Here is a 24,351-nt window from a genome sequence, read left to right as displayed (position 1 = left end):
GCGGCCTGGCCTGCCCCGCACCTCACGCGTGCGTACCGGTGCCGTCGGCGACCGGACGGGCCTCGTCGGAGGCGGACTTGGCTCCCCGGTCGAGGAGCGAGTCCAGGATCTCACCCACCCGTATCGCGGTGTTGGACAGGAGGGACGTAGTGATGCCGTGGGTGTGCTCCGTGCCGCCCTGGAGGTAGATTCCGCAGCGCAGTCCGGGGTCGGTGGAGACCCGGTAGTCGCGCTCGACGCGTACCCGCCCCGCGTCGTCGCGCAGGCAGCGGTCGGCGACCTCGCCGAGCAGGCCGAGCGGATCGGCCGGGCTGTAACCGGTGGCGAACACCACGACATCGGCGTCCAGGAGCGTCTCCTCGCCCGTGACGAGGGAGTTCACCACGGTACGGACGCCGTCGGGCGTCTCCTGCACCCCGGTGACCCGGGAGACGTTGACGAAGCGCAGGCGTTCGGTGCCGAGGACCTTCTCCTGGTACATCTGCCGGTACAGGTCGTCGATCAGGTCGATGTCCACCACGGAGTAGTTGGTGTTGCCGTGATAGGCCATCAGCCGGTTCTTCACGCTCTCGGGCGCGGCGAAGTAGTCGTCGACCGCCCCCGGGTCGAAGATCCGGTTGGCGAAGCTGCTGTCGTCGGCGGGGCTGTAGCCGTAGCGGGAGAAGACCGCGCAGACCTCGGCCTCGGGGAAGCGGCGGTGCAGGTAGGCGACGTTCTCGGCGGCGCTCTGGCCGGCGCCCACGACGACGAACCGCGAGGGCGAGGTGCCCTCCAGCGCGTCGACCTTCCGCAGCAGATCGGAGTTGTGCCAGACCCGGTCGCCCCGCTCCACGCCCTCCGGCATCAGCGGGCGCAGTCCCGTTCCGATGACGAGGTTGCGGGCCCGGTGGACCGAGAGGCCCTCCGCCGAGCGGACGGTCACGTCCAGGTACTCCACGGTTTCGTCGTGGACGAACGGCGTGACGGAGACGACCTCGTGACCGTAGGAGACCATGTCGTCGACCTTGGCCGCGGCCCACTCGAAGTAGTCGTGGAACTCGACCCGCAGCGGGAAGAGGTTCTTGTGGTTGATGAAGTCGATCAGCCGGCCCTTGCTCTGCAGATAGCAGAGGAAGCTGTACTCGCTGGACGGGTTCCGGAGCGTCACCAGGTCCTTGAGGAAGGACACCTGCATGGTGGCGTCGTCGATCAGCATGCCGCGGTGCCAGCCGAAGCTCTGCTGCTGCTCGAAGAAGTGGGCGGTGACGGACTCCTGCCTGCCGACGCGGGTGTTGTGCTCGCTGAGCGCGATCGCCATGGCCACATTGGAGGGGCCGAAGCCGATTCCGATCAGGTCATGGACCAGTGGTGCGTCGCCAGGAAGAACCGGTGACATGTCACTCCCATCGTGCGGGAAAGCCGCCTGTCAGGCGTAGGAAAGATACGAGAGGCGGGCATGCCGAGCAGGCCACCCGTCCAAACTTAGGTGAGCCTAAGCTAATCGCACGACGTTGTCGATAGGGCGGCCCGTCACGGAGTGCGCACCATCACCTGACGGATCGTCAATCAAGGTCCGAAATCGCCCTGTTGCAAACTAAGGTAAGCCTTGCTTTACTTACTGCCGGTCTATCCCTGCCCTGAGGAGGAACCCCATGCGGGTCGTCATGTTCGGTTACCAGACCTGGGGGCACCGCACCCTGCAAGCCCTCCTGGACTCCGAGCACAGTGTCGAACTGGTCGTGACGCACCCCAAGAGCGAGCATGCGTACGAGAAGATCTGGAGCGACTCGGTGGCCGACCTCGCCGAGGAGCACGGCGTCCCGGTGCTGATACGCAACCGTCCCGACGACGACGAGCTGTTCGAGCGCCTCAAGGAGGCCGACCCGGACATCATCGTCGCCAACAACTGGCGCACCTGGATCCCCCCGCACATCTTCGGCCTCCCGCGCCACGGCACACTGAACGTCCACGACTCGCTGCTGCCGAAGTACGCCGGATTCTCCCCGTTGATCTGGGCCCTGATCAACGGGGAGTCCGAGGTGGGTGTCACCGCGCACATGATGGACGACGATCTGGACGCCGGTGACATCGTCCGGCAGGAGGCGGTTCCGGTCGGACCGGCGGACACCGCCACGGATCTCTTCCACAAGACCGTCGACCTCATCGCCCCGGTCACCATCGGCGCACTCGGCCTGATCGCCGCCGGGCAGACGGAGTTCACCAAGCAGGACCGCTCCCTGGCCAGCTTCTTCCACAAGCGGTCGGCCGAAGACATCCGCATGGACTGGAGCTGGCCGGCGGAGGACCTCGAACGCCTGGTCCGCGCCCAGTCGGAGCCGTACCCCAGCGCCTTCACCTTCCACCGCGGCAAGCGGCTCGAAGTTCTCGCCTCGGTGGTGTCCCGGGGCCGTTACGGCGGTACGCCCGGCCGGATCTTCTACCGCGAGGGCGAGGGCGTGGTGATCGTCGCCGGAGCCGACGCCCGCACCGGCCGCAACCACGGCCTGGCCATCACCCGGGTACGCACCGAGGACGGCCGGGAGCTGCCCGCCACGGAGTACTTCACCTCCATGGGTGGCTACCTCACCGACCGCCCCTGAGCCGGGCGGGCCGACGGAACGGTCTCCGTCGGCCCGCTCAATGCGGTACTGACGAGACGTCAGAACGGCTTGGTCGGGAGGTACTTGCCGTCGAGGGTGATGACGGCGCGCTCGCCGCCCTCGGGGTCGGCGACCTTCTTGACATCCAGCTTGAAGTTGATCGCGGAGATGATCCCGTCGCCGAACTCCTCGTGGACCAGGGCCTTGAGGGTGGTGCCGTAGACCTGGAGCATCTCGTAGAAGCGGTAGATGGTCGGGTCGGTGGGAATGCCGCCGGGGATCGAGCCGCGGGTGGGGATGGTCCGCAGGAGCATCGCCGCGTCCTCGTCCAGGCCGAGAAGCTCGGCGACGGCGTCGGCGGAGGCTGCCGGGAGGGCGTGCTGACCGAGGACCGCGGCGGTGACGAACGCGACCGACAGCCCGGCGGCGTCCGCGATCTGCTGCCACGAGAGGTCCTTGCGGGTCTTGGCCTCGACTGCCGCGGCGGCGAGCAGCTGGCGGGCGGTGGGGTCGAACTGGGCGTGCGTCATGAGAGGGATTCCTTTCGGTGCACCGGCCCCGGGAGGCGGCCGGAAGTTCATGGTGGTCAGGGGTGTTGTGGTGGTGGTCAGGCCGCGCGGGCGGCGACCCCGCCGGTGGAGACGAGTTCCTCGACGGTTCCGGTGGGAATGTCGTACACCCAGCCGCGCAGTGTGATCGCGTTCGCGGCGCTCGCCCTGGCCACCGAGGGATGGGTGGCCAGGTTCGCGAGCTGGGCGCGCACGTTCTCGCGCACCAGTGCCGCCACGTCCTGGCCGTCGGCTGCGGTGCGGGCGACCGAGGCGTCGGCGTGGCGCAGCCACTGGGCGATCGCGGGTGCGCCGGACAGGTCGTGGTGCGCGGCCAGTGCGGTCATCGCGCCACAGGCCGAGTGCCCGCACACCACGATCTCCTCCACACCGAGGACGGCGACGGCGTACTCGATGCTGGCCGCGATGCCGTCCGGTGCGGGGGTGTGGGCGGGGACGAGGTTTCCGGCGGTGCGGACGACGAACAGCTCGCCCGGCTCGCTGCTGGTGATCAGCTCCGGAACCACGCGGGCGTCCGAGCAGCCGATGAACAGCGTCGACGGTCGATGGGTGTCGGCCAGGTGGGCGAAGAGCTCCGCCTTTGCCGGAAAGACATCGCGCTGGAAAGCCCCGACACCTGCGGCGAGGTTGTACATGGTCACTCCCTTCGGTGGGTGCCGGCCCCGTTGGACTGACGTGTTCCACCATGCACGACCAGGCCCTATAGAGTCCAAGACTCAACATCGATGCCACCTATCGATGACACCTATGGTGCTTCTTCGCGGTGTCCGCCGCCGTATGCGTCGTGTCCTGTGCGTCGTGCTCCGAGTGCGTCGAGCCCCGTGGGTCCTGCCCCGAGTGTCCTGCCCTGCGTTTGTCCGGTCCGCTCCGGCCGCGCGTGGCGGGCCGGGGTCAACCGATCGGTCGACCCCGGGGTCCACCGGGCAGGCGCCGACGACGAGCCGCCGGGTCGACCGGCCGAGGCCCACCACGGCCGCAGGATTGATCCCGGAGCGGGACGGCGCAGGTCCTCCCGGCCTCCCCGCCCCGGGACCGCCCGGGCCCCGGACCCGAGCGACGACCACAAGGAACAGCCATCATGAAGAAGATCTCCAAGCGGACCCGCGTCCTGGCCACCGGCGTGACCCTCGCCGCCGCCCTCGGTGCCGGTGCCTTCGGCGCGGTCTCGGCGAACGCCGCTCCGGCCGCCGCACCCGCCGCCGCGGTCGCCAAGGCCGACGTGAAGAACAAGAACACGATGCGCACGACGCACCTGACGGTCAAGGCCGCGATCGAGGCCGCCGAGGCCACCCTCGACGCCGCGAAGAAGGAGAACCAGCGCGTCTCCGTCGCCGTCGTCGACCGCAACGGCAACACCGTCGTCACCCTGCGCGGCGACGGCGCCGGCCCGCAGTCCTACGACGCGGCCCAGAAGAAGGCGTTCACCGCCGTCTCCTGGAACGCCCCCACCTCCGAGCTCGCCAAGCGCCTGGCCAACGCCCCGACCCTGAAGGACATCCCCGGCACCCTGTTCCTCGCCGGCGGCGCCCCGGTCACGGTCAAGGGTGCCCCGATCGCCGGCATCGGCGTGGCCGGCGCCCCGAGCGGCGACCTGGACGAGAAGTTCGCCCGGGCCGGCGTCGCCGAGCTCGCCAAGTAGCCATTGGCCATGCCGACGCCTCTGCGAGGTACGGCCGCTGTGACCCCGGCGGTGCACGGAACCCCCCGTACCGTGCACCGCCGGTCCCCTCTCTCCTCCGTCCGCGTCCGCGCGGCCCTGAGAGCGGGGATCGGAATCGCGGTGCGCACGACGATGACGACGACCCTGTCCGCGCTGCGCACCCGGATCCCCCGGCGGTCGAGGAGCGCCGCGTCGAACGCCCTCGACCGCGATCTGCTGCTCGCCGCCGAGGCGGGTGACGCCGACACCGTGCGGGCCGCGCTCGCCGCCGGCGCCGCGGTGGAGGCCCGCGACGCACATCTGCGCACGCCCCTGCTGCTGGCCGCGCTCGCCGGTCATGTGGCCGTCGCCGAGACGCTGGTCGCCGCCGGCGCCGACCCCGACGCCCAGGACGACCGCCTCGACAGCCCCTGGCTGGTCACCGGTGTCACCGGCAGCGTCGCCATGATGCGCGCCCTGCTCCCGGCGGGCCCCGACCCGAAGGTGACGAACCGCTTCGGCGGCACCTCCCTCATCCCCGCGAGCGAGCGCGGCCACGTCGACTACGTCCGGGCCGTCCTCCGCGAGACCGGCATCGACGTCGACCACGTCAACCGGCTCGGCTGGACCGCGCTGCTGGAGGCCGTCATCCTCGGCGACGGCGGGCCGGAGCACCAGGAGATCATCGAGCTGCTGATCACCGCCGGTGCCACGGCCGACCTCCCGGACGGCGAGGGGGTCACGCCCCTCCAGCACGCCGAGCGGCACGGCTTCACCGAGATCGCCGGTCTGCTGCGGGCCGTGCGGTAGGCGGCTGCCGCAGGTGCGCCGTCGGTCATGGTCCGCCCTCGGTCATGGTCCGCCCTCGGTCGTGGGCCGTCGACGGTCGGCGGTCGGGCGCCGGCCGTGGTGCGGGCGAGGATCACACTGTGCGAGCGGACCGGCCGGGTCATGGGGCCCGGCCGGTCCGCTCGTCGTCGTCCGGGCCCGTGGGCGCGGCGCCGGGATCAGCCGGCGGTGAGGATCCGCCAGTCGCGTACGCCGATGTCGGCGGGCGTGCCGTCGAGGATCCTGGCGGTGCGCGTCGCGGGTTCGAGAGTGATGGTCGCGAGGCTGGCCCAACGCCGGCCGAGCGGCATGTCCGGGTCGGGCAGGCAGGTCACCGGGGGCTCGCCCGCCCCGGTGACGAGGAAGTCCGCGAGCTCGTCGACCGTGGTCGGCGGCTGCCTGCGGGCGAGGCGGTCGCGGACGAAGTCGTAGCGCTCGCCCGAATCGGGCTGGTAGAGCCAGGTCTTCTCGCCCGCGGCCGGCGTCGGCGTCAGGAAGTGGTTCGTACGCAGCAGCGTGCCGTTCTCGGGACGCGTCTCGAAGATGCCGACGGGGCTCATGTCGAGCAGCACGGCGTCTCTCTCGTCGAAGAGCGCGAACGATCCGGACGAGGCGAGCGGCGCGCTGCGGATGATCTCGACGGCCTCGGCGACGCTCCCCGCCTCTTCGAGGACGATCGCCGAGAGCACATGGACGGGGATGCCGCCGATGCCGTCGTCGACATGGCCGAGGATGTTGAAGTGCAGGGCGAGACCGGCGCTGTTGACGCCCATCTTGCCGAGGATGCCGTTCTCGGTGAGGCCGACGACGTCATGGGCGCCGCCGCGCGACTCCAGCGTGTGCCACATGCCGTTGAGCTCGACGTGCCAGTCCCACGTCTGGACGCCGAAGGTGCCCGCGGCCCCGTCGCGGCGCACGATCGTGGTGCACTCCCCCGGTGGCACGGCGACGCTGCGGGCCAGGATCTCGGTGCGGGCGTTGAGCGCTGCCACGCGCCACTCCTCGGCACCGGCCCCCTTGGCGATGCCCGCGATCTCGGTGCGGGCCGCGGGCCAAAAGCGCCCGGTCGCTTCGAGGGCGCGCTCGGCGTCCTCCCGTACCCGGGCGGCGGTGATGCCGCCGAGCGCGAAGAGCCGGTCGTACACCTCGATCGCGGCGGGGATGCCGTCGTGGAGCTGCTCGCCCCGGGCGACGCCGCGCTCGTAGGGGTCGGTGGCCGCGACCTCGATGTGGGGACGGTTCTCGGGGCGGGGGATGGACATGGCGGTCACTGGTTTCCTTCTGTGCTGTTCGGGTGGAGCTGCACCGCTCCGCCGACGACCGTCGCGAGGACGGGGTTGCCGGGCTGTGCTTCGGGGGCGAGGCCGAGCGGGTTCGCGGCGAAGACGGTGAGGTCGGCGAGATGGCCCGGCACAATCCGGCCGAGCTCGTGCGAGGCTCCGGCGGCGCGGGCGGCCGCTGCCGTCATTCCGGTGTAGGCCTCGCGGGCGGAGATCGCCTGGCCGGGCTGGACGGGCGCGGTGTCCGGCTCCTCGACCGGGCGTCGGAGCTGGCAGTCGGCGAGGCCGATGCGCGGGTCCCCGGGACCGATCGGCCAGTCGGAGCCGAGTGCCACGACGGCACCGTGGTCCAGCAGGTCGCGGGTGCGCCAGCCGTGGGCGACGCGGTCGGGTCCGATCCGCCGTGACCAGTTGTCCGTGGCGTCGGCCCGGGTGTGCCGGGTGCCGTGGACGGGCTGGAGGCTTGCCACCACGTCGAGTTCGGCGAACCGTCCGAGGAGGTCGTCGGGGACGGACTCGATGTGCTCGATGCGGTGGGGGGCGCGGCCGGCCGGGCCGACCTCCTCGATGACGTCGAGCGCGAACCGCACGGCCTGGTCGCCGATGGCATGGGTCGCGGTCGGGATGCCGCGTTCGGTGAAGAACCGCACGGCGGCCCGGTAGGCGTCGAGGTCGCGCCAGAGCGGCTCCCGGTTCTCGCCGTGGGTGTCCGGCCGCTCGAACCACGCCGTGCCGTTGTCCGCCGTGCCGTCGAGCATGAACTTCGCGCCCTCGACGTGCCAGCGCCGCCCACGCAGTCCCTGCTGGTCGGCGATGTCCTGCCACACCTCGGGGGCCGAGTCGGCCGGCACCAGCGGGGAGCAGCGGATGCGCAGCGGCAGTTCCCCGTGCTCCTCGATGTGCCGGTACACGGATTCGGACGGGTCGGTGAAGTCGAGCGCGTGCAGTGCGGTCAGCCCGCTGCGCGCGAGGATGTCGAGCTGGTGGCGCACGTACCCGGCGGCGGTGTCCACCGGCACCTCGGGGTAGTGGGCGAACACCAGGTCCATCGCCTGGAGCTCGACCACGTGACCGGTGGGGCGGCCGTCCGGTCCGACCTCGACGGACGAGGCGTCGGTGAACGTCTCGCGGCCGGTGAGCCCGACGACTTCGACCGCGCGGGGGCTCACGACGAGCGCGTGCGCGTCCCGCGTCATCAGCGAGATCGGCCGGCCGGGGAACGGGTCCGCGAACACGGTGCCGGTGGGTTCTTCGTCGAAGACGTTGACGTCGAGATCGAAGCCGGTGATCCAGTCGCCCGCCGGCCGCCCCTGAGCGGCGTCGGCCAGGCAGCTGAACACCTGGTCGAGCGTCGAGGCGCCGGAGAGGTCCACGCCGCTGCCGATCTCGATCGACCCCCACACCGGGTGGGCGTGGACGTCGGTGAGGCCCGGCAGGATCGTGGCGCCCGGGAACGTGTGGACGACCGTGCCGGGGCCGCGCACCGGTTCGAGGTCCGGGGCGGCGCCGATCGCGAGGATGCGGCCGTCGCGGATCGCGATCGCGTTCGCGGTGGCCACAGGGGTGGCGGTGGCGGTCGCCCGCGGGTCTGGAGCCTCGTCGGTCCGCGGGTGGGGAGACTCCTCGGCGAATGTCTCCACGTGGTCGGCCGTCACGATGACATCGGCGTACACGGGTTTCCTTCCGGTGGTGCTGTACGTGGGGGCGGGCGGCGGGAACCGTCAGGGACGGGGAACGGTCCGCAGGATGCGGGCGGCGGCCCAGTAGACGGCGGCGGCGACACCCATGCCGGCCGGGACCGACAGGTCGACATCGCCCATGAGCCGCGCGAGCGGGGCGGTCCAGAAGGTGGTGTTCACCCACATCAGGGCGGTGACGCCGCCGCCGACCAGCGCGAGGATGCCGGACCAGTGGACACCGCGGTGGTACCAGAACGGCCCGCCGCGCTCCTCTTTGATCAGGTCCGCCCCGTTGTAGCGGTTGCGCCGCATGACGAGGTCGGTCACGGCTACCGCCATGGCCGGACCGGTCACGACGACCACGAGCTGGAGCATGGTGTTGACGCTCGTCAGGAAGTCCTGGACGAGGATCGCGTACAGCGTCATGGCCGTGCCGAGGACGCCGATGGTCAGGACGGCCGGGATGCGTGCGAGCCGGACGCCGACCGACTGGATCGACAGGCTGGCGCTGTAGGCCGTCATTCCGTTGTTCGCCATGGTGTTGACGACCACCGCGACGACGAAGACGGGGACGAACCAGCCCGGCAGAATGCCCTCCAGCGCGGCCTGCGGGTCGGTCATGTCGAGCGTGGTGGCGGCGAGGGCGCCGACCGTGGTGAACAGGACGCTGGGCACGTACGCGCCCAGCGCCGTCCAGCCGGCCACGGCGAACGGGCTGCTGTCGCGCGGCAGGTAGCGGGCCAGGTCGGGGCTGTTGCTGTACGAGAGCGGCGTGGAGGCGATGATGGCGAAGCCGATGCCGATCGTGGCGACCAGCGCACCGCCCCTGAGGGGCTCCGCCGGGGCGTAGGACCAGTCCGTCCCGGCGAGCACGTATCCCGTGACCACGATGAACACGACGGTCAACAGGACGCTGAGCGCGGTGTAGAGGCGGACGATCGTCGCGTATCCGTAGATGGCGATCAGCAGCGTCGCCGCGGCGATGAGGACGATGACGCTCGCGTGGACGGCCGCGTTGTCCGGCAGACCCGTCCGGGCGGCCAGTGCGATGCCCGCGACCGAGGCGGCCGACCAGTTGAGGGCGAGATAGGCCGCGGCGATGAGCCAGCCGGTCAGGACGAGCACGAATTTGTTGCCGATGACGCCGTGGAACGCGCGTGAGATGACCGACCCACTGGTACCGGCGGCCGGACCGCCGGCCGCGATGACGCCCGTACAGATCCACAGCAGGTTCCCGGCCAGGATGATGCCGACGGCCTGCGGGAGCGTGAGCCCCATCAGGATCAGCGTGGCGCCGACGACGAGGCTCAGATAGCTGACGTTCGGCGCCGCCCAGACCGCGAAGAGCTGCCGTGGGCGACCGCCGCGCTCGTCGGCGGGAATCAGGTCGATCCCGCGGGTCTCCGGCTGCCCCGGGCGCTCGGAGCCCTGCCCGTCGAGGGCTCCTGCGGCGGTGGTGGGTGGTGTCGTCATCGAGGCCTCTCGGATGTCCGGGCGACGCTGCCTTTATTGGGCACATGGCCAACAACTTATTGGTCACCGATCCAATAACCTTTGGTCCATGACGTCAAGAGGTCGGCCGAAGCAATCCAGGAAGCTGCCCGAGCAGCGCCGCGCGGAGATACTGCGGACCGCCGCCCGCATCGGACTGGAGGAGGGGCTGGAGCGGATCACGCTGCGCCGCGTCGCCGACGCCCTGGGTGTCCGCCCCGGTCTGATCAGCCACTACTTCCCGGTCGCGGACCGTCTCCTGGGCGAGGCGTTCGCCTTCGCCGCCACGACGGAACGCGGGTCGCTGCTGCCCTCGGACGAGGAGGATCTGCCGCCCGTGGAGCGGCTGGCACGCTTCCTGGTGCGCCTGACGGACGGCGACCACCGGGACCTGAGCCGCCTGTGGCTCAACGCGCGGCACCTCAGCAGGTTCAAGGAGGCGCTGCGCGAGGCCGTGGGCGCGCAGGAGTCACAGACGCGCGCCGAGGTGGTCGCCCTGGTCGGCAAGGGTGTCCGGGCCGGAGAGTTCACGACCGACGACGAGGTCGGGGCGGCCCTGCACATCCTCATCACGGTCGACGGGCTGGGGGCGTACGCGAACGACGACGCGCCGCAGGACGGCCCGGACTACGGCGATGTGGCCATCGAGACGGCCGAGTCCCGGCTGGGCCTTGCGCCGGGGACACTGCGCGCCCGCGCGCGACCGGCCGGGACGGCCGCCGCCGGGTGACGCGGATGACGCGGGTGACGTGGGTGGCGCGGGTGATGCAGGTGACACGGGTGACGCAGGCGATGCAGGTGACGCAGGTGGTCGGCAGAGCCTGCGGGGGCGGGGTCGGCGCTCAGGGGGTCGCCGCGGAGACCACGTACACGACGGGGTTCATCGGGTCGGTCATGTTCACCATGATGTCCTGAGTGGGACGCGGGTCCTTGTTGGTGTGCCTGGTGCCCGCCCATTCGACCCCGGAGCCGAACTGCCAGCCCGAGACCTTCCGGTCGCGGTCGCCGATGGTCACCCTGCCGGGCTCCAGGTCGGAGCGGCCGCTGCCCATCCGGCCGAGGAAGCGGTCGAGCCCGGCGGACGTGGTGCGGAACTCCACGTAGAGCCGGCTCGCCTTCCAGTTGTTGGTCTCGTAGTACTGCACGTCCAGGGAGTTGCCGGGCATCGGCAGCTCGAAGATCCGGCGCTGCATCCGGGACGGCCAGCCCTCCCGGAGCCCCTGCGCGGAGGCCTCGGCCTCCTTGTTCTGACCGGCGCGGCGGCTCTGCCCGGCGGAGATCAGCAGATAGCCGGCCGGGATGCCGATGAGCAGCACGATGATGGTCGCCGTGATCAGCCTGCGGCGGATCGTCCGGCGCCGGTCCTGCGGCGGCCGGCCGTCGTCGGGCGGCGTGGACTGACGCGGCAGGACGGGGTGCTCGGCTGCGGTCATGTGTCTGGGGATCCCTAGGAGGTGCGGGTGTTGCGCGTATTGCGGATGGTGCTCGCTGCCTGGTCGTAGATCTGGGCGTACCGCTCGTACCGTTCGACCCGGCGGCGGTTGGCACGGCGGAATCTGCGGGCCACCAGCCGGGCGAGGTCGGCCGCGCCGACCATACCCGCCTCCGGGCCGAGCTGGGCCTTGGCGATCCGGGCCTCGGGTCGGTAGCCGCGGCCGGTGAGATGGCGCTTGAAGGCGTCCCGGGCGGGTCCGATGAGCAGGTCGTCGGCGGCGCTGACGCCGCCCCCGATGACGAAGCAGGAGGGGTCGAGCGCGGCGGCCAGATTGGCGATGCCGACGCCGAGCCACTGGCCGATGTCCTGGAGGAGCTCGACGCACATCGCGTCGCCCTCGCGGGCCAGTTCGGTGATGAGGGGCCCGGTGATGTCGGGGATGTTGCCCTTGACCCGCTCGATGATCCCGTGCGCCACCGGGGAGTCCGCGGCGGCCAGCTCCTTGGCCTCGCGCACCAGGGCGTTGCCGGAGCTGTACTGCTCCCAGCAGCCGCGGTTCCCGCAGGGGCAGCGGTGCCCGCCGGGCACCACCTGCATGTGGCCGAACTCACCGGCGACGCCGTACTTGCCGCGCTTGACCTGGCCGTCCTCCAGGATCGCGCCGCCGATGCCGGTGCCGAGCGTGATCATGACGAGGTGGTCCTCGCCGCGGCCCGCGCCGAACCGCCACTCCGCCCAGGCGGCGGTGTTGGCGTCGTTGTCGACCATGACGGGGACGACGAGGCGGGAGGCGAGGGCGTCGCGCAGCGGTTCGTCGCGCCAGGCGAGGTGCGGGGCGAAGAGCACCTTGGAGCGGTCCGCGTCGACCCAGCCGGCCGCGCCGATGCCGACGGCGTGCACATCGTGCCGGTCGGAGAGGTCCAGGACCAGCTCGACGATGGTGTCCTCGACGACCTTGGGGCTCTTGGACTTGTCCGGCGTCTCGGTGCGCAGCTGCTCCAGGATGTTGCCGTCGGCGTCGACGACGCCCGCCATCACCTTCGTACCGCCGATGTCGATGCCGACGGTGGGTACCCGCGGTGCCGTGAGGTGCGAGCGCCGCTCCCTGGTGCCCACTGTCCGAAGGACGGTGGCGCGGGCGGAGCCGCGGTGTGTGAAGTCGCGGTACGTGCTCATCGTCCCTGCGGGGTCTGGGGGGCCGGAGGCGGTGCTCCCGGCGGCGGACTGCGCCCGTCGGGCTCGATTCTGCCACTGCCGGGGCACCTGGGCTGGCGGACCGGCGGGTACGGGGCCGGTACCGGCCGGGGCTACTCGGCGTCGCCCTTGACCGGGTGGCCGCCCAGATGCGTCGGCGCGGGGGCCCGTTCCAGCTCGTGGCTGAGCTCCTCCAGCTCGCTGCCGCCCGCCATCTGACGGGTCAGCTCGTCCAGGGTGATGGACTCCTTGGTGTGGCTGCCGGACATGGCGCCCCGCTTCAGCAGGACGAAACGGTCCCCGACGAGATACGCGTGGTGCGGGTTGTGCGTGATGAGGACCACGCCGAGACCCGCGTCGCGGGCGGCCGCCACGTACTTCAGCACCACCCCGGACTGCTTGACGCCGAGCGCGGCGGTGGGCTCGTCCAGGACGAGGACCTTGGCGCCGAAGTACACGGCCCGCGCGATGGCGACGCACTGGCGCTCGCCGCCGGAGAGGGTGCCGATCGGCTGGTCGACGTCGCGCAGGTCGATGCCCATGCGCAGCAGCTCGGAGCGGGTCGTCTCGCGCATCAGCCGCACGTCGAGGCGCTTGAAGGGGCCGGCGCCGGTGGTCGGCTCGGAGCCGAGGAAGAAGTTGCGCCAGACCGGCATCAGGGGGACGACGGCCAGGTCCTGGTAGACCGTGGCGATGCCGCGGTCCAGCGCGTCGCGCGGGTTGGCGAGAGTGGTCTCCTCGCCGTCGATGAGGAAGGTCCCGGCGTCGTGCCGGTGCAACCCCGCGATGATCTTGATCAGGGTGGACTTGCCGGCGCCGTTGTCGCCGAGCACGCAGGAGATCTCGCCCGCGTGGACCTCCAGCGAGACGTCCGTCAGTGCCTTGATGTTTCCGTAGAACTTGCTGACGTGGTCCAGCTCGACGAGCGCCCGGTGGGGCGCCTCCCGGTCGGCCGGTGCCTTGGGGGCCGTCATTTCGTCGCCTCCGCGCGCTTGCGTACCCATGCGTTGAGCAGGGTGGCCAGGAGCAGCATGGCTCCGAGGAAGAACTTGAACCAGTCCGGGTTCCACTCCGCGTACACGATGCCCTTGCTGGTCATGCCGAAGATGAAGGCGCCGACCGCGGAGCCGATCGCGGAGCCGTAACCGCCGGTGATCAGACAGCCGCCGATGACGGCCGCGATGATGTAGATCAGCTCGTTGCCGACGCCCTCTCCGGACTGCACCACGTCGAAGGAGAACAGCAGGTGCTGGCCGGAGACCCAGGCGGCGAAGGCGACCCCGAGATAGAGCCCGATCTTGGTGCGGATCACCGGTACGCCGACCGCGCGGGCCGCGTCGGCCTCGCCGCCGACCGCGAAGATCCAGTTGCCGAAGCGGGTACGGAGCAGGATCCAGGTGGCGATCGCGACGAGGACCGCCCACCACAGGATGGTGACCTTGAACTCGACGCCGCCGATCGTCCACTGCGAGGCGAAGACCTTGCGGGCCGAGTCGAAGCCCTCCATGTCGCCGATGGCCTTGGTGGAAACGGTGCCGCTGATCAGCTTGGTGAAGCCCAGATTGAGGCCGGTCAGCATCAGGAAGGTACCGAGCGTGATGATGAAGCTCGGCAGTTTCGTACGGGTCAGCATGAAGCCGTTGAACGCCCCGACGGCCAGGGTGACCAGCAGCGACACGAAGACGCCGACCCAGACGTTGGCGGTCATCTGGTAGCTGAACATCGACGAGACCAGCGCGGAGCTGGTGACCAGCACACCGGCGGAGAGGTCGAACTCGCCGCCGATCATCAGCAGCGCCACCGGCGCGGCCATGATCCCGATCGTCGAGGCCGCGTACAGCACGGTGCCGAGGCTGGAGGCGCGCAGGAAGCTGTCGGCGACGATCGAGAAGAAGATGAAGACGGCCGCGGCACCCACCACCGAGCCGAGCTCGGGGCGGCCGAGCAGCCTGCGCAGCGGTGAGGTGCGCATCAGCCGCTCGTCGGTCCCGGCCGGGGCGGACGGTCCGGCAACCGTGCTCATCGGGTCCCCCGCTTGGTGTACTGGGCCAGTTCGGCGGCGTCCTTGGAGGTGATGATCTGCGGTCCGGTGAGGACCGGCCGGCCACCGCCGAGCACATTGCCGTTGTAGCGGTAGAGCCAGAGCAGGTCGACGGCCTCGTACCCCTGGAGGTAGGGCTGCTGGTCGACCGCGAAGCCGAGGGTCTTGTCCGTCAGGGCGGTGGCGACCTTGGCGTTCAGGTCGAATGTGTCGATCTCGGCCCTGCTGCCCGCGGTCTTCTTCGCCTTGACGGCGGCGTCCGCGAACGGCGCGCCGAGCGTGACGACCGCGTCGATGTTCTTGTCGGCCTGGAGCTTCGCCTCGATGGACGCCTGGACGTCGGGCATGTTGGTGCCCTCGACGTACAGGTTCTGCAGCTGGCCGTCGAAGGTCTTCTTCGCTCCGGCGCAGCGCTGCTCGTGGCCGACGTTGCCCTGTTCGTGCAGGATGCACAGCGCCTTCTTGCGTCCCCGTGCGTTGAGCTCCTCGCCGACCGCCTCGCCCGCGATGGACTCGTCCTGGCCGATGTGGGTGAGGGCGCCGAACCGCTTGGACTCCGCGGAGCCCGAGTTCACCGTGATCACCGGGATTCCGGCCCTGGTGGCCTTGGCCACGACGTCCTTCATCGCGTCGGGCTTGGCGAGGGTGACGACCAGCCCGTCGACCTTCTGGTCGATGGCCGCCTGCACCAGCTGGGCCTGCTGCTGCGCCTCGTCGTTGTGCGAGTACAGGAACTTGATGTTGTCCTTGACGGCCGCCTGCTCGGCGCCCCGCTGGACGATGTCCCAGAAGGTGTCGCCGTCGCCCGAGTGGGTGACCATCGCGAAGGTCCAGCGGGGTGTGTCCACCGCGGCCCGGCCCTCGGCGGCGGCCCGGGCCGCGCGCTCCTCCGCCCGCTTGCCACCGGTGCTGCTGCATCCCACGAGGGAAGCCCCGAGCACCGCCGCAAGCACGGCGCCCATCGCACGTACCCCTGTCCGAACCCTTGCCACGACGCCGTGCCCTTCTTGTGCTGCTCGCTGTGCTGCTTGGAGGGGCCGGGGATGGTGTACTCCCGGCCCGGCTGGCCAAGTATCCCCGAGCGGTCGCCGGCACCGCCCGGCAGGGGCGGGACGCGTGTGTCGGCGCCGGGTGGGCGCGGCGGGGTGCGGGAGGTTCACCGGGTACCGCGCGCGGTGTACTTCTCCAGCTGCGGCACGTCCTTCGCCGTGACGATCGCCGGACCGGTGAGCACCGGCCTTCCGCCGCCGACGACGTTGCCGTTGGTGCGGTTGAGCCACAGTCCGTCGACGGCGAGGTAGCCCTGGAGGTAGGGCTGCTGGTCGACGGCGAAGCCGACCTCCCGGGCCTTCAGCCGTTCGACGACCTCGGCGTTCAGGTCGAAGGTGTCGATCTCGGCCCTGCTGCCGGAGCCCTCCTTGGCCTTGACGGAGGCGGCGGCGAAGGGGGCGCCGAGGGTGACGACCGCGTCGATGTCCTTGCCTGCCTGGAGCTTCGCCTCGATCGAGGAGGTGGCGGCCGGCATGTTGGTGCCCTCGACGTTCAGGTTCTCGACCTCGCCGCCGAAGGTCTTGCGCACCCCGGCGCAGCGTTCCTCCAGCGACACGTTGCCCTGCTCGTGGATGACGCAGAGGGCCTTCCTGCGGCCCCGTGCGTCGAGCTCGTCGCCGACGGCCTCACCCGCGACCTGCTCGTCCTGCCCGATGTGTCCGAGCGCGCCGGCCTCCTTCGAGAACCGTGCGCCCGAGTTGATGGTCACCACGGGTATGCCGGCCCTCACGGCCTTGGCGACGACGTCCTTGAGGGCCTCCGGCTTGGCGAGCGTGACGATCAGCCCGTCGACCTTCTGGTCGATGGCGGCCTGCACCAGCTGGGCCTGTTCCTTGCCCTCCTTGTTCGCGGAGTACAGGAACTCGGCGTTGTCCTTGGCCGCCGCCTGTTTCGCGCCGCTCTGCACGATGTCCCAGAAGGTGTCGCCCTCCCCGGAGTGCGTGACCATCGCGATCTTCATCCGGGGAGTCCCGGCGGCCGCGCCGGCGCCGCCCCGCGCGGGCCTCTCCTCGGCGCTCCGGCCGCCGGAGCCGCTGCAGCCGGTGGCGGCGAGCCCCAGACCGAGGGCCGCGACGGTGATCAGGGTTGCTGCCTTGCGAGAGGTACGCATGGTGGGTCCGCCTTCTCTCCCGGCCGCCCGAGTGCGGCTGGAGGAGTTCTAGCGGTGGTGGTACGCGGCGTCAACGGGGCCGGGCGGCCGTCGTCACCGTACGAGCAGCTGGAAGTCGAAGCTGTAGCGGGAGGCCCGGTAGATGTGGGAGCCGAATTCGACCGCCCGCCCGGTGTCGTCGAAGGTGGTGCGCTCCATCGTCAGCAGGGCGGCCCCTTCCGCCTCGGCGAGCACTGTCCCCTCCTCGGCGGTGGCGAGCCGGGCGCCGACGGTCTGGCGGGCGCTGTGCAGGGTGATTCCGGCGCCGCGCATCAGCCGGTACAGGCCGGTGGCCTCCAGCCGCGCGGTGTCCAGGTCGACGATCCCGGGTGGCAGGTGGTTGCGCAGGAGTGCCAGCGGCTCGCCGTGCGCGTACCGCAGCCGCTCGACGAGGTGGACGTCGGTGCCCTCGGCGACCGCGAGGGCCTCGGCCACCGCCGCGTCGGCGGGTTCGACGGTGTTGCGCAGGACGCGGGTCGTGGGGTGCCCGCCCGTGGCCTCCAGGTCGTCGTAGAGGCTGCTCAGTTCGAGCGGGCGCCTGACCCTGCTGTGCAGCACCTGGGTGCCGACGCCGCGACGGCGCACCATCAGCCCCTTGTCGACCAGCGACTGGATGGCCTGGCGGACCGTGGGCCGGGACAGGCCGAGCCGTGCCGCCAGCTCGATCTCGTTGCCGAGGAGGCTGCCGGGGGCGAGCCGGCCCTGCTCGATGGCGGCCTCCAGCTGCTGGGCGAGCTGGAAGTAGAGCGGGATCGGGCTGGAACGGTCCACGCCGAGTTCGAGTGCGGCCGGGTCGGTGGTGGGTTTGGGCACGCGTGGAGGGTATCCCTCACGTCAGAAACTCCGGAAGACCGGTCGTCCGGTCGTCCTGTTGTCCTGTTGTCCGGACAGCATGACCAACGAACAAGGCGCACCTTGTCAGGACATATGGTTGACAGCGCAGCCGGTGGACGGCACGTTGGGTCCATGCGCATCGGACTCATCGGCACCGGCCGGATCGGTTCCTTCCACGCGGGCGTGCTGGCCCGCCATCCCGAGGTGGACGCCCTGGTGGTGACGGACACCGACGGGGCGCGGGCGGCAGAGGTCGCCGGGCACGTCGGCGCGACGGCGGTCCCGGGCGCCGCCGAGGTGTTCGGCGCGGGGGTGGACGCGGTGGTGATCGCCTCGGCCACCTCGGCGCACGCGGAGCTGATCGGCCGGGCGGCGCGGGCCGGGCTCCCGGCGTTCTGCGAGAAGCCGATCGCGCTGGACCTGCTGGGAACGCTGGGCGCGCTGCGCGAGGTAGACCGGTCCGGGAGCGTGCTCCAGCTGGGCTTCATGCGCAGGTTCGACGCGGGTTACACGGCGGCCCGGGACGCCGTGCGGGCCGGTGCGCTGGGCCGGCTGCACACCGTGCGGGCGGTGACGATGGACCCCGCCCCGCCGCCCGCCGCGTATCTGCCGCTCTCCGGGGGGCTGTACCGGGACTGTCTGGTCCACGACTTCGACATGCTGCGGTGGGTGACGGGCCGTGAGGTGACGGAGGTGTACGCCGCCGGGTCGGACGCCGGGCCCGGGATGTTCCGGGCGGCCGGCGACGTCGACACGGCGGCGGTGCTGCTGACCCTGGACGACGGCACCCTGGCGACGGCGGCGGCCACCCGCTGCAACGGCGCCGGTTACGACGTCCGGATGGAGCTGGCGGGCGAGCTGGACCAGATCACGGTCGGACTGGACGGCCGTACACCGGTCACCTCGGCCGAACCGCAGGGCCCGCCGGCCCCCTCCTCGCCCTGGCCCGGCTTCCTGGAGCGGTTCGCTCCGGCGTACGAGGCCGAACTGGACGCGTTCGTAGGGGTGGTGCGGGGCGATCGGGCCAACCCGTGCGACGGCCGGGAGGCGTTGTCCGCGCTGCTGATCGCGGAGGCGTGCGAGGTCTCCCGCCGGGAGCGGCGCCCGTCTCCAGGTCGAGTCCCCCGGTCCGGGGCGCCCCGGCTCACCAGCGGACGGGCAGTCCGCGCACCCCCCGCATCAGCATCCCGGGAATCCAGTCCAGCTCCCCCGCATCCGGGTCCGGGTCCGGCGCGAGGGAGGGGCAGCGCTCCAGCAGCGTACGGATCGCGATCCTGCCCTCCGTCCGGGCCAGCGGCGCACCCACGCAGAAGTGGGCGCCGTGCCCGAAGGCCAGGTGGCCACGGGCGTCCCGGCGGATGTCGAAGGTGTCCGGTCGCGGGTAGCGGGCCGGGTCACGGTCGGCGCCGGCCAGGGAGACCAGGACCGGCGCTCCCGCCGGGACGGTCCGGCGCCCGATCACGACCCGCTCGCGCGGGTAGCGGAACGTGGCGTTCTCCACCGGCCCGTCGTAGCGCAGCATCTCCTCGACCGCACCGCCGGTCAGCTCCGGGTCGTCGCGGAGGGCGGCCAGCTGGCCGGGGTGGTCGAGCAGTGCCCGTACCCCGTTGGCGATCAGGTTGACCGTGGTCTCGTGGCCCGCGACGAGCAGCAGGAAGGCCATGCCCACGAGTTCGTCGGGCGACAGCCGGTCCCCTTCCTCGTCGCGTGTCCGCACCAGCGCGCTCATCAGGTCGTCGCCGGGCGAGCACCGCTTGTCCTCGATGAGTTCGAGCAGGTACGCGTTCATGGCGCGGACCGCTTCCATCTCCTGGAGCGGCGAGGCCGGGGTGATGACGCCGTTGGACAGCCCGCGGAAGGCGGCGCGGTCCAGGTCCGGCACCCCGATCAGTTCGCAGATGACGGTCATCGGCAGCGGGAAGGCCAGCGCTTCGACGAGATCGGCACGGCCGGCGGGCACCATCGCGTCGAGGAGTTCGTCGGTGATCTGCTGGACGCGAGGGCGCAGCGCCTCGACCCGGCGGGCGGTGAATTCCCGGGCGACGAGCTTGCGCAGCCGGGTGTGGTGGGGTGCGTCCAGCTCCAGCATGTTGAGGAAGATGGGGTCGCTCTCGGTGGGTGCGCCCGGCAGTCCCCGCCAGTCCTTGGCGAACCGCGGGTCGGCGAGGGTGGCGCGGGCCTCCTCGTACCCCACCACCAGCCAGACGCGCTCGAACTCGTCGGTGCGGACGCTGTGCACCGGGCCCGCGGCGCGCAGCTTCTCGTAGTACGGATAGGGGTTCGCGGTGAAGTCCGCGATCCCGCGCAGATCGACATCGACATCGGCACGGCCACTGGCATCGGACATGGGATCGCCCCTTGTGGTCTGACGGCCCGGTCGGCCCGATCGTTTCGGACCGACCGGTTCACCCTATGCCGCCGGCTCCGTGCCGTCATCGTCGAGCAGGCCCGCGTCATGCACCAACAGCGCGATCTGGACACGGTTGTTGAAGTTGAACCTGGTCAGGATCCGGGACACCTGGGTCTTCACGGTCGCCACGCTGAGGTAGAGCGCGGCGGCGATCTCGGCGTTGGAACGGCCGCGTGCGACGGCGATCGCGACCTCGCGCTCCCGCTCGGCGAGTGCGGCGACCCGCACCCGTGCCCGGTCGGCGCGGTCCACCCGGTCGTCACGGCCGGTGCGGGGCCCGGTCCCGGCCGCGCGGGCCATGAGCTGACGCGTCACCGCGGGCGACAGCACCGGATCGCCGGCCGCCACCCGTCGTACCGCGTCGACGATCTGCGCCGGCGGGGTGTCCTTCAGTACGAAACCGGCCGCTCCGGCGCGGATGGCCCGCAGCACCTGTTCGTCGGCGTGGAACGTCGTCAGGACGATGATCTCCGGGGCGTCGGGCCGGGTGCGCAGCGACTCGGTCGCGGTCAGCCCGTCCATGCCCGGCATGCGGATGTCCATCAGCACCACGTCGGGGCGCAGCCGGTCGACGAGTCCGGCGACCTCCGTGCCGTCCGCCCCCTCCCCCACGATGTCGATGTCGTCGGCGCCGCCGAGCATGAGGGTGAGTCCGGCGCGTACGAGCGGGTCGTCGTCGACGATGATCAGCCGGACGGGCCGGGCCGCGGGGTCCATCGGGGTCGGGGTGGTCATGGCGACCACCGTAGCCAGGCCCGAAGACCGGCCGTGCCGGGCCCCCGGGTGCCCGCGGCGGTCAGGCCGGCCACGGCAGCGAGGCCCTGATCCGGAAGCCGCCGCCGGGTTGCGGCCCGTGGTCGAGGCTGCCCCCGGCCAGGGTGGCGCGTTCCGTGAGGCCGATGAGTCCCTGGCCGGAGCCGGGGACCTGCTCGAAGGGTTCGGTGGGCGCCGGATTGCGCACCTCGACGGTGAGTCCCTCGCCCGGGGCGCCGGCGACCGTGACGGTGACCTCGGTGCCGGGCGCGTGCTTGCGGGCGTTGGTCAGGCCCTCCTGGGCGATGCGGTAGACGGTGCGGCCGGTGGCGGCGGGGGCCGCGCCGGGGTCGTCGACGCGGTTGTCGAGGGTGACCTTCATGCCGGCCAGCCGGGACTCGCCGATCAGTGAGTCCAGTGTGGCGAGGGTGGGCTGCGGCCGGTCGCCGTCGCTCTCGCCGGGGCTGCGCAGAACCCCGATGATCTCGCGGAGGTCCTGGAGCGCCTCGTGCGCGCTGTCCCGGATGACCCCGGCGGCGCGGGCCACTTCGGCCGTCGGCGCGTCGGGGCGGAATTCGAGGGCGCCCGCGTGGACGCTGAGCAGGGTCAGCCGGTGGGCGAGGACGTCGTGCATCTCGCGGGCGATGGCCTCGCGGGCGAGCCGCTGCGCCTGTTCGGCGCGGAGTCCGGCCTCGGCCTCGGCCCGCTGGGCCCGTTCGCGCAGGGTGACGACGAGCTGCCGCCTGGACCGTACGACCATGCCCCAGCTGACCACCAGCAGGGTCAGCAGCACTCCGATGACCACGGCCTCGATGAACGAGGTCTCGGGGTCGGGGCGCAGATACGTCTGTGCGGGGACGAGGGCCATGGACAGCACCGCGATGGCCACCACGGGCCGGAACGGGCGGTGCACGGCCACGCTGAACAGCGCGACGAGCATCGCCCCCGCCGCGACCGGCTCGACCGTGGAGATCAGCACCAGGCCCACCGCGACGCCGACCGGCCACCGCCGCCGCACCCACAGCGCACAGCAGGCCAGGGCACCGACCACGATGTCGGCGAGCAGGACGCCGTCGGGGGTGGTGGGGTCGGCCTCGATCGTCGCGACCGTGATCATGCCCACCGCGAGCGCACAGAGGAAGGCCGTCAGGTCGACGGCCCAGTCCCGCACGGTGCGTCGTGAGCGGCCGGGCCGGTCGCCGGGCAGCTCGGGGTCGGCCATGGCCGAGGGCAGCAGCCAGCGGTATTCCGTACGGGTCATGCCACAAAACTACCGAGGCCGGGCAGGTGATCCCGGCCGTGCGGAGGCGACCGGCGACCAAAGTCGCGGAAGACGAGACTTTCGGACGGGCGGCGCGCCCGGCGGCCGGCTCAGGAAGCGGCCGGGGTGAGCGCGCGGCGGCCCAGGGCGGTACCGGCCAGGACGAGCACCGCACCCGCCGCGCCGCAGACGCCGAGCCGCTCGCCGCCGATCGCGATGCCCACGGCGGCGGCCACAGCGGTTCCGTGCCGAGCAGCAGGCCGACCCGGGACGGCGAGGTGCGGCGTACCGACCACATCTGCACGAAGAAGGCGAAGAGCGTGCAGAAGACGAAGAGGAAGCGCCCGCAGCCTGCGCCGGCCGGCCACGGACAGTACGACGGCGAACCGCAGCACGAGCACGGCCAGGACCGTCTGGGCGGTGGTGATGCCCTTGGCCGCCAGGTAGCTCGAACCCCGGACGACGGCGACGAGCAGCACGGGCAGATCGGTGAGCCAGGCGCGGCGGGACGGGGCGAGGGCGGGCGCGGCGATCGAGGACACCTGGCTGCTTCTCCTGGTTCTCCACGGGAAAAGGTGTGGAGACCTCGACGGCTCGCACGCGGAACGATCACCGTACCGGCGTCGCCCTGTCCGGAGAAGCCTGCTCGGGCATCGGGCGGGAAGGTGCCGGATCCGGCCGGGCCGGCGGGCCGGCAGATGTGGAGACTCATCGGTGCGCGCCGGCCGGGCAATGGGGAGCGCAGCCCAGGCAGGGGTCCGATTCCCGCCGGTGACGGCCGGGCGCAGCGACTTTGCTGGTCCGTGTCGGGGCAACGGCCCGGACACCACCGACCGACGGAGGAACCGTCATGACCAGCACTGTGACCGGCACGACCCGCACCGCACTCGTCACCGGCGGCAGCCGCGGCATCGGCGCCGCGACGGCCGTGCGGCTCGCCCGGGAGGGCGTCGACGTGGCACTGACGTACGTACAGGACGAGGCGGCCGCCCAAGAGGTCGTGGCGAGGATCCGCTCGTACGGGCGGCGAGGCGTCGCCCTGCGCGCGGACTCGGCCGACCCCGATGCGGTCCCGGCGGCCGTGACCGGCGCCGCGGAGGCGCTGGGCCGGCTGGACATCCTGGTCAACAACGCGGGGATCGGCGTACTCGGCCCCATCGGCACCCTCACCCCGGCCGATGCGGACCGGGTGCTCGCGGTGAATGTGCGGGCGGTGTTCCTGGCCTGCCGCGCGGCGGCGGGACTGATGGAGCACGGTGGCCGCATCATCTCCATCGGTACGGCCCTGAGCCGGCACGCGGGCGGTCCCGGCTCCACCCTCTACGCGATGAGCAAGTCGGCGCTGGCCGGTCTCACCAAGCCGCTCGCCCGCGAGCTCGGCCCGCGCGGCATCACGGTCAATCTGGTGCAGCCGGGTCCGGTCGGCACGGACCTCAACCCGGCCGACGGCCCCTTCGCCGCCGGCCAGCGTGCGGCGACCGCCCTGGACCGTTTCGGCACCACGGACGAAGTCGCTTCCCTCGTCGCCTACTTGGCCGGTGCCGAGGCGGGCTACATCACCGGTGCGGAATTGGTGGTGGACGGCGGCCACGCGGCCTGACCGGGGCCGCGCCGGAAGAGGCGCGGGGGCCTCACCGCGGGCGCGGGGTGACCTCCGCCATCCGGGACCAACCCTCGCCCGGCACCTCCACGTTGATGATCTCCGGGGTCTCGGCGACCAGGTCCGCCATCAGGTCCATGGCCGCCGCGAAGTGCTCGGACTTCACGTGGGCGGCCCCGGCCTCGGGGGAGGCGAAGGCCTCCAGCAGGACGAACTGGTCGGGGTTCTCCACGCTGTACGACCACTCGAAGAACACATTGCCCGGCTCCTGCCGGGTGGCCAGGGTGAAGGGCTCGACGGCCGGGAGCCAGTTGTCCCGCTCTTCGCTGCGGACGGTGAATTTGACGGCGATGAAGATCATGCGTCCAGGGTCGCATATGCCCTGGACGCGGACTCATCGGGCACACCCGGATGGTGCCGGACGGACCGGACCCGGCACGTACACCGCGTCCTCGCCGCCCAGCGCCAGCAGCCGGTCCAGCGAGAGCGGCCAGCGGGCGGGGAAGGCGTCCCGGCCCGCCTGCGGTTCGCCGGACTCCTCGACCAGGTCCCCGCAGA

22 protein-coding genes and 3 pseudogenes are annotated in these 24,351 nt (G+C 71.6%); 6 read left to right on the top strand and 19 right to left on the bottom strand.

Annotated elements, in window-relative coordinates; translation table 11 throughout:
- Positions 1–22: 22 nt before the first annotated feature.
- Positions 23–1,375 carry a lysine N(6)-hydroxylase/L-ornithine N(5)-oxygenase family protein gene (locus AADR41_RS11765; RefSeq protein WP_342281301.1) on the bottom strand — a complete coding sequence of 451 codons (1,353 nt, stop codon included), beginning with the start codon at positions 1,373–1,375 and terminating at the stop codon, positions 23–25.
- Between the two features lie 256 nt (positions 1,376–1,631).
- On the opposite strand from AADR41_RS11765, the gene AADR41_RS11760 reads away from it, so the two are divergent.
- A complete protein-coding gene (locus AADR41_RS11760) occupies positions 1,632–2,579 on the top strand; it encodes a methionyl-tRNA formyltransferase (protein WP_342281300.1) in 948 nt (315 codons plus the stop codon).
- A 59-nt stretch (positions 2,580–2,638) separates the two neighbouring features.
- Here the strand turns inward: AADR41_RS11760 and cynS are convergent, their stop codons facing one another.
- Together cynS and AADR41_RS11750 are read right to left on the bottom strand one after the other, a co-directional pair.
- Positions 2,639–3,109 (bottom strand): cyanase, encoded by a 471-nt coding sequence (gene cynS / locus AADR41_RS11755; RefSeq protein WP_342281299.1) that lies wholly within the window; start codon positions 3,107–3,109, stop codon positions 2,639–2,641.
- Positions 3,110–3,186: 77 nt separating this feature from the next.
- Entirely contained in the window at positions 3,187–3,783 is a 597-nt protein-coding gene (locus tag AADR41_RS11750) for a carbonic anhydrase (protein WP_342281298.1), read from the bottom strand.
- A gap of 443 nt (positions 3,784–4,226) precedes the next feature.
- Here AADR41_RS11750 and AADR41_RS11745 point away from each other — a divergent pair, with 443 nt between their 5' ends.
- On the top strand, positions 4,227–4,787 hold the full coding sequence (locus AADR41_RS11745) for a GlcG/HbpS family heme-binding protein (RefSeq protein ID WP_342281297.1): 561 nt from the start codon (positions 4,227–4,229) through the stop codon (positions 4,785–4,787).
- 153 nt (positions 4,788–4,940) lie between these two features.
- On the top strand, positions 4,941–5,597 hold the full coding sequence (locus tag AADR41_RS11740) for an ankyrin repeat domain-containing protein (RefSeq protein ID WP_342281296.1): 657 nt from the start codon (positions 4,941–4,943) through the stop codon (positions 5,595–5,597).
- Positions 5,598–5,794: 197 nt separating this feature from the next.
- Here AADR41_RS11740 and AADR41_RS11735 read toward each other — a convergent pair whose 3' ends face one another.
- From AADR41_RS11735 to AADR41_RS11725, 3 genes are read right to left on the bottom strand one after another with little or no spacing between them, the layout of a single operon-like run.
- Positions 5,795–6,877, bottom strand: coding sequence for a C45 family peptidase (locus AADR41_RS11735; RefSeq protein WP_342281295.1), 1,083 nt, complete (start codon positions 6,875–6,877; stop codon positions 5,795–5,797).
- Between the two features lie 5 nt (positions 6,878–6,882).
- A complete protein-coding gene (locus AADR41_RS11730) occupies positions 6,883–8,568 on the bottom strand; it encodes an amidohydrolase (protein WP_342281294.1) in 1,686 nt (561 codons plus the stop codon).
- A gap of 48 nt (positions 8,569–8,616) precedes the next feature.
- Positions 8,617–10,047 carry a purine-cytosine permease family protein gene (locus AADR41_RS11725; protein ID WP_342281293.1) on the bottom strand — a complete coding sequence of 477 codons (1,431 nt, stop codon included), beginning with the start codon at positions 10,045–10,047 and terminating at the stop codon, positions 8,617–8,619.
- A gap of 88 nt (positions 10,048–10,135) precedes the next feature.
- Here AADR41_RS11725 and AADR41_RS11720 point away from each other — a divergent pair, with 88 nt between their 5' ends.
- Positions 10,136–10,795 (top strand): TetR/AcrR family transcriptional regulator, encoded by a 660-nt coding sequence (locus tag AADR41_RS11720; protein WP_342281292.1) that lies wholly within the window; start codon positions 10,136–10,138, stop codon positions 10,793–10,795.
- 112 nt (positions 10,796–10,907) lie between these two features.
- On the opposite strand, the gene AADR41_RS11715 is transcribed toward AADR41_RS11720, so the two are convergent.
- The 7 genes from AADR41_RS11715 to AADR41_RS11685 all read right to left on the bottom strand — a co-directional run bounded on the left by AADR41_RS11715 (position 10,908) and on the right by AADR41_RS11685 (position 17,748).
- The gene (locus AADR41_RS11715; protein ID WP_342281291.1) at positions 10,908–11,498 is read right to left on the bottom strand and encodes a hypothetical protein; all 591 of its coding nucleotides are present in this window, start codon (positions 11,496–11,498) and stop codon (positions 10,908–10,910) included.
- 14 nt (positions 11,499–11,512) lie between these two features.
- Positions 11,513–12,676 carry an ROK family glucokinase gene (locus tag AADR41_RS11710; RefSeq protein WP_124721377.1) on the bottom strand — a complete coding sequence of 388 codons (1,164 nt, stop codon included), beginning with the start codon at positions 12,674–12,676 and terminating at the stop codon, positions 11,513–11,515.
- Positions 12,677–12,807: 131 nt separating this feature from the next.
- Positions 12,808–13,668, bottom strand: a complete 861-nt coding sequence (locus AADR41_RS11705) for an ATP-binding cassette domain-containing protein (protein WP_342281290.1) — start codon at positions 13,666–13,668, stop codon at positions 12,808–12,810.
- Positions 13,665–14,717 carry an ABC transporter permease gene (locus tag AADR41_RS11700; protein ID WP_342281288.1) on the bottom strand — a complete coding sequence of 351 codons (1,053 nt, stop codon included), beginning with the start codon at positions 14,715–14,717 and terminating at the stop codon, positions 13,665–13,667. Before AADR41_RS11700 ends, AADR41_RS11705 begins: the two co-directional genes overlap by 4 nt.
- On the bottom strand, positions 14,714–15,727 hold the full coding sequence (locus tag AADR41_RS11695) for a sugar ABC transporter substrate-binding protein (RefSeq protein ID WP_446751019.1): 1,014 nt from the start codon (positions 15,725–15,727) through the stop codon (positions 14,714–14,716). Before AADR41_RS11695 ends, AADR41_RS11700 begins: the two co-directional genes overlap by 4 nt.
- Positions 15,728–15,891: 164 nt before the next feature.
- Entirely contained in the window at positions 15,892–16,896 is a 1,005-nt protein-coding gene (locus AADR41_RS11690; protein WP_342281286.1) for a sugar ABC transporter substrate-binding protein, read from the bottom strand.
- A 93-nt stretch (positions 16,897–16,989) separates the two neighbouring features.
- The gene (locus AADR41_RS11685; protein ID WP_342281285.1) at positions 16,990–17,748 is read right to left on the bottom strand and encodes a GntR family transcriptional regulator; all 759 of its coding nucleotides are present in this window, start codon (positions 17,746–17,748) and stop codon (positions 16,990–16,992) included.
- Positions 17,749–17,901: 153 nt separating this feature from the next.
- Between AADR41_RS11685 and AADR41_RS11680 the strand changes: the two are divergent.
- Positions 17,902–18,876: pseudogene (locus tag AADR41_RS11680) on the top strand (Gfo/Idh/MocA family protein); the annotation flags it as partial.
- A gap of 37 nt (positions 18,877–18,913) precedes the next feature.
- Here the strand turns inward: AADR41_RS11680 and AADR41_RS11675 are convergent.
- The 4 genes and pseudogenes from AADR41_RS11675 to AADR41_RS11660 form a co-directional block, all read right to left on the bottom strand.
- Positions 18,914–20,116, bottom strand: a complete 1,203-nt coding sequence (locus AADR41_RS11675; RefSeq protein WP_342281284.1) for a cytochrome P450 family protein — start codon at positions 20,114–20,116, stop codon at positions 18,914–18,916.
- A gap of 63 nt (positions 20,117–20,179) precedes the next feature.
- Positions 20,180–20,914: a response regulator transcription factor gene (locus tag AADR41_RS11670; RefSeq protein WP_342281283.1), complete on the bottom strand. Its 735-nt coding sequence runs from the start codon at positions 20,912–20,914 to the stop codon at positions 20,180–20,182.
- 61 nt (positions 20,915–20,975) lie between these two features.
- The gene (locus AADR41_RS11665) at positions 20,976–22,193 is read right to left on the bottom strand and encodes a sensor histidine kinase (protein WP_342281282.1); all 1,218 of its coding nucleotides are present in this window, start codon (positions 22,191–22,193) and stop codon (positions 20,976–20,978) included.
- Positions 22,194–22,303: 110 nt separating this feature from the next.
- Positions 22,304–22,735 (bottom strand): annotated as a pseudogene (locus AADR41_RS11660) (EamA family transporter).
- A gap of 308 nt (positions 22,736–23,043) precedes the next feature.
- Between AADR41_RS11660 and AADR41_RS11655 the strand changes: the two are divergent.
- Entirely contained in the window at positions 23,044–23,793 is a 750-nt protein-coding gene (locus tag AADR41_RS11655) for an SDR family oxidoreductase (protein ID WP_342281281.1), read from the top strand.
- A gap of 31 nt (positions 23,794–23,824) precedes the next feature.
- On the opposite strand, the gene AADR41_RS11650 is transcribed toward AADR41_RS11655, so the two are convergent.
- Both AADR41_RS11650 and AADR41_RS11645 read right to left on the bottom strand, forming a co-directional pair.
- On the bottom strand, positions 23,825–24,154 hold the full coding sequence (locus AADR41_RS11650; protein ID WP_342281280.1) for a putative quinol monooxygenase: 330 nt from the start codon (positions 24,152–24,154) through the stop codon (positions 23,825–23,827).
- A gap of 33 nt (positions 24,155–24,187) precedes the next feature.
- Positions 24,188–24,351 (bottom strand): annotated as a pseudogene (locus AADR41_RS11645) (MBL fold metallo-hydrolase); the annotation flags it as partial.

The sequence above is a fragment of the Streptomyces sp. CLV115 genome, from assembly GCF_038448545.1.
Classification (GTDB): domain Bacteria; phylum Actinomycetota; class Actinomycetes; order Streptomycetales; family Streptomycetaceae; genus Streptomyces; species Streptomyces sanglieri.
This window is presented reverse-complemented; position numbering and strand designations above follow the sequence as displayed.

What these genes read in the sequence shown, in the direction of transcription:
- AADR41_RS11675 (WP_342281284.1), bottom strand. Translation starts at nt 20,116, where the DNA reads ATGTCCGATGCCAGTGGCCGTGCCGATGTCGATGTCGATCTGCGCGGG.
- AADR41_RS11765 (WP_342281301.1), bottom strand. Translation starts at nt 1,375, where the DNA reads ATGTCACCGGTTCTTCCTGGCGACGCACCACTGGTCCATGACCTGATC.
- AADR41_RS11740 (WP_342281296.1), top strand. Translation starts at nt 4,941, where the DNA reads ATGACGACGACCCTGTCCGCGCTGCGCACCCGGATCCCCCGGCGGTCG.
- AADR41_RS11745 (WP_342281297.1), top strand. Translation starts at nt 4,227, where the DNA reads ATGAAGAAGATCTCCAAGCGGACCCGCGTCCTGGCCACCGGCGTGACC.
- AADR41_RS11655 (WP_342281281.1), top strand. Translation starts at nt 23,044, where the DNA reads ATGACCAGCACTGTGACCGGCACGACCCGCACCGCACTCGTCACCGGC.
- AADR41_RS11670 (WP_342281283.1), bottom strand. Translation starts at nt 20,914, where the DNA reads ATGACCACCCCGACCCCGATGGACCCCGCGGCCCGGCCCGTCCGGCTG.
- AADR41_RS11760 (WP_342281300.1), top strand. Translation starts at nt 1,632, where the DNA reads ATGCGGGTCGTCATGTTCGGTTACCAGACCTGGGGGCACCGCACCCTG.
- AADR41_RS11725 (WP_342281293.1), bottom strand. Translation starts at nt 10,047, where the DNA reads ATGACGACACCACCCACCACCGCCGCAGGAGCCCTCGACGGGCAGGGC.
- cynS (WP_342281299.1), bottom strand. Translation starts at nt 3,109, where the DNA reads ATGACGCACGCCCAGTTCGACCCCACCGCCCGCCAGCTGCTCGCCGCC.
- AADR41_RS11700 (WP_342281288.1), bottom strand. Translation starts at nt 14,717, where the DNA reads ATGAGCACGGTTGCCGGACCGTCCGCCCCGGCCGGGACCGACGAGCGG.
- AADR41_RS11715 (WP_342281291.1), bottom strand. Translation starts at nt 11,498, where the DNA reads ATGACCGCAGCCGAGCACCCCGTCCTGCCGCGTCAGTCCACGCCGCCC.
- AADR41_RS11705 (WP_342281290.1), bottom strand. Translation starts at nt 13,668, where the DNA reads ATGACGGCCCCCAAGGCACCGGCCGACCGGGAGGCGCCCCACCGGGCG.
- AADR41_RS11720 (WP_342281292.1), top strand. Translation starts at nt 10,136, where the DNA reads ATGACGTCAAGAGGTCGGCCGAAGCAATCCAGGAAGCTGCCCGAGCAG.
- AADR41_RS11690 (WP_342281286.1), bottom strand. Translation starts at nt 16,896, where the DNA reads ATGCGTACCTCTCGCAAGGCAGCAACCCTGATCACCGTCGCGGCCCTC.
- AADR41_RS11735 (WP_342281295.1), bottom strand. Translation starts at nt 6,877, where the DNA reads ATGTCCATCCCCCGCCCCGAGAACCGTCCCCACATCGAGGTCGCGGCC.
- AADR41_RS11710 (WP_124721377.1), bottom strand. Translation starts at nt 12,676, where the DNA reads ATGAGCACGTACCGCGACTTCACACACCGCGGCTCCGCCCGCGCCACC.
- AADR41_RS11665 (WP_342281282.1), bottom strand. Translation starts at nt 22,193, where the DNA reads ATGACCCGTACGGAATACCGCTGGCTGCTGCCCTCGGCCATGGCCGAC.
- AADR41_RS11750 (WP_342281298.1), bottom strand. Translation starts at nt 3,783, where the DNA reads ATGTACAACCTCGCCGCAGGTGTCGGGGCTTTCCAGCGCGATGTCTTT.
- AADR41_RS11650 (WP_342281280.1), bottom strand. Translation starts at nt 24,154, where the DNA reads ATGATCTTCATCGCCGTCAAATTCACCGTCCGCAGCGAAGAGCGGGAC.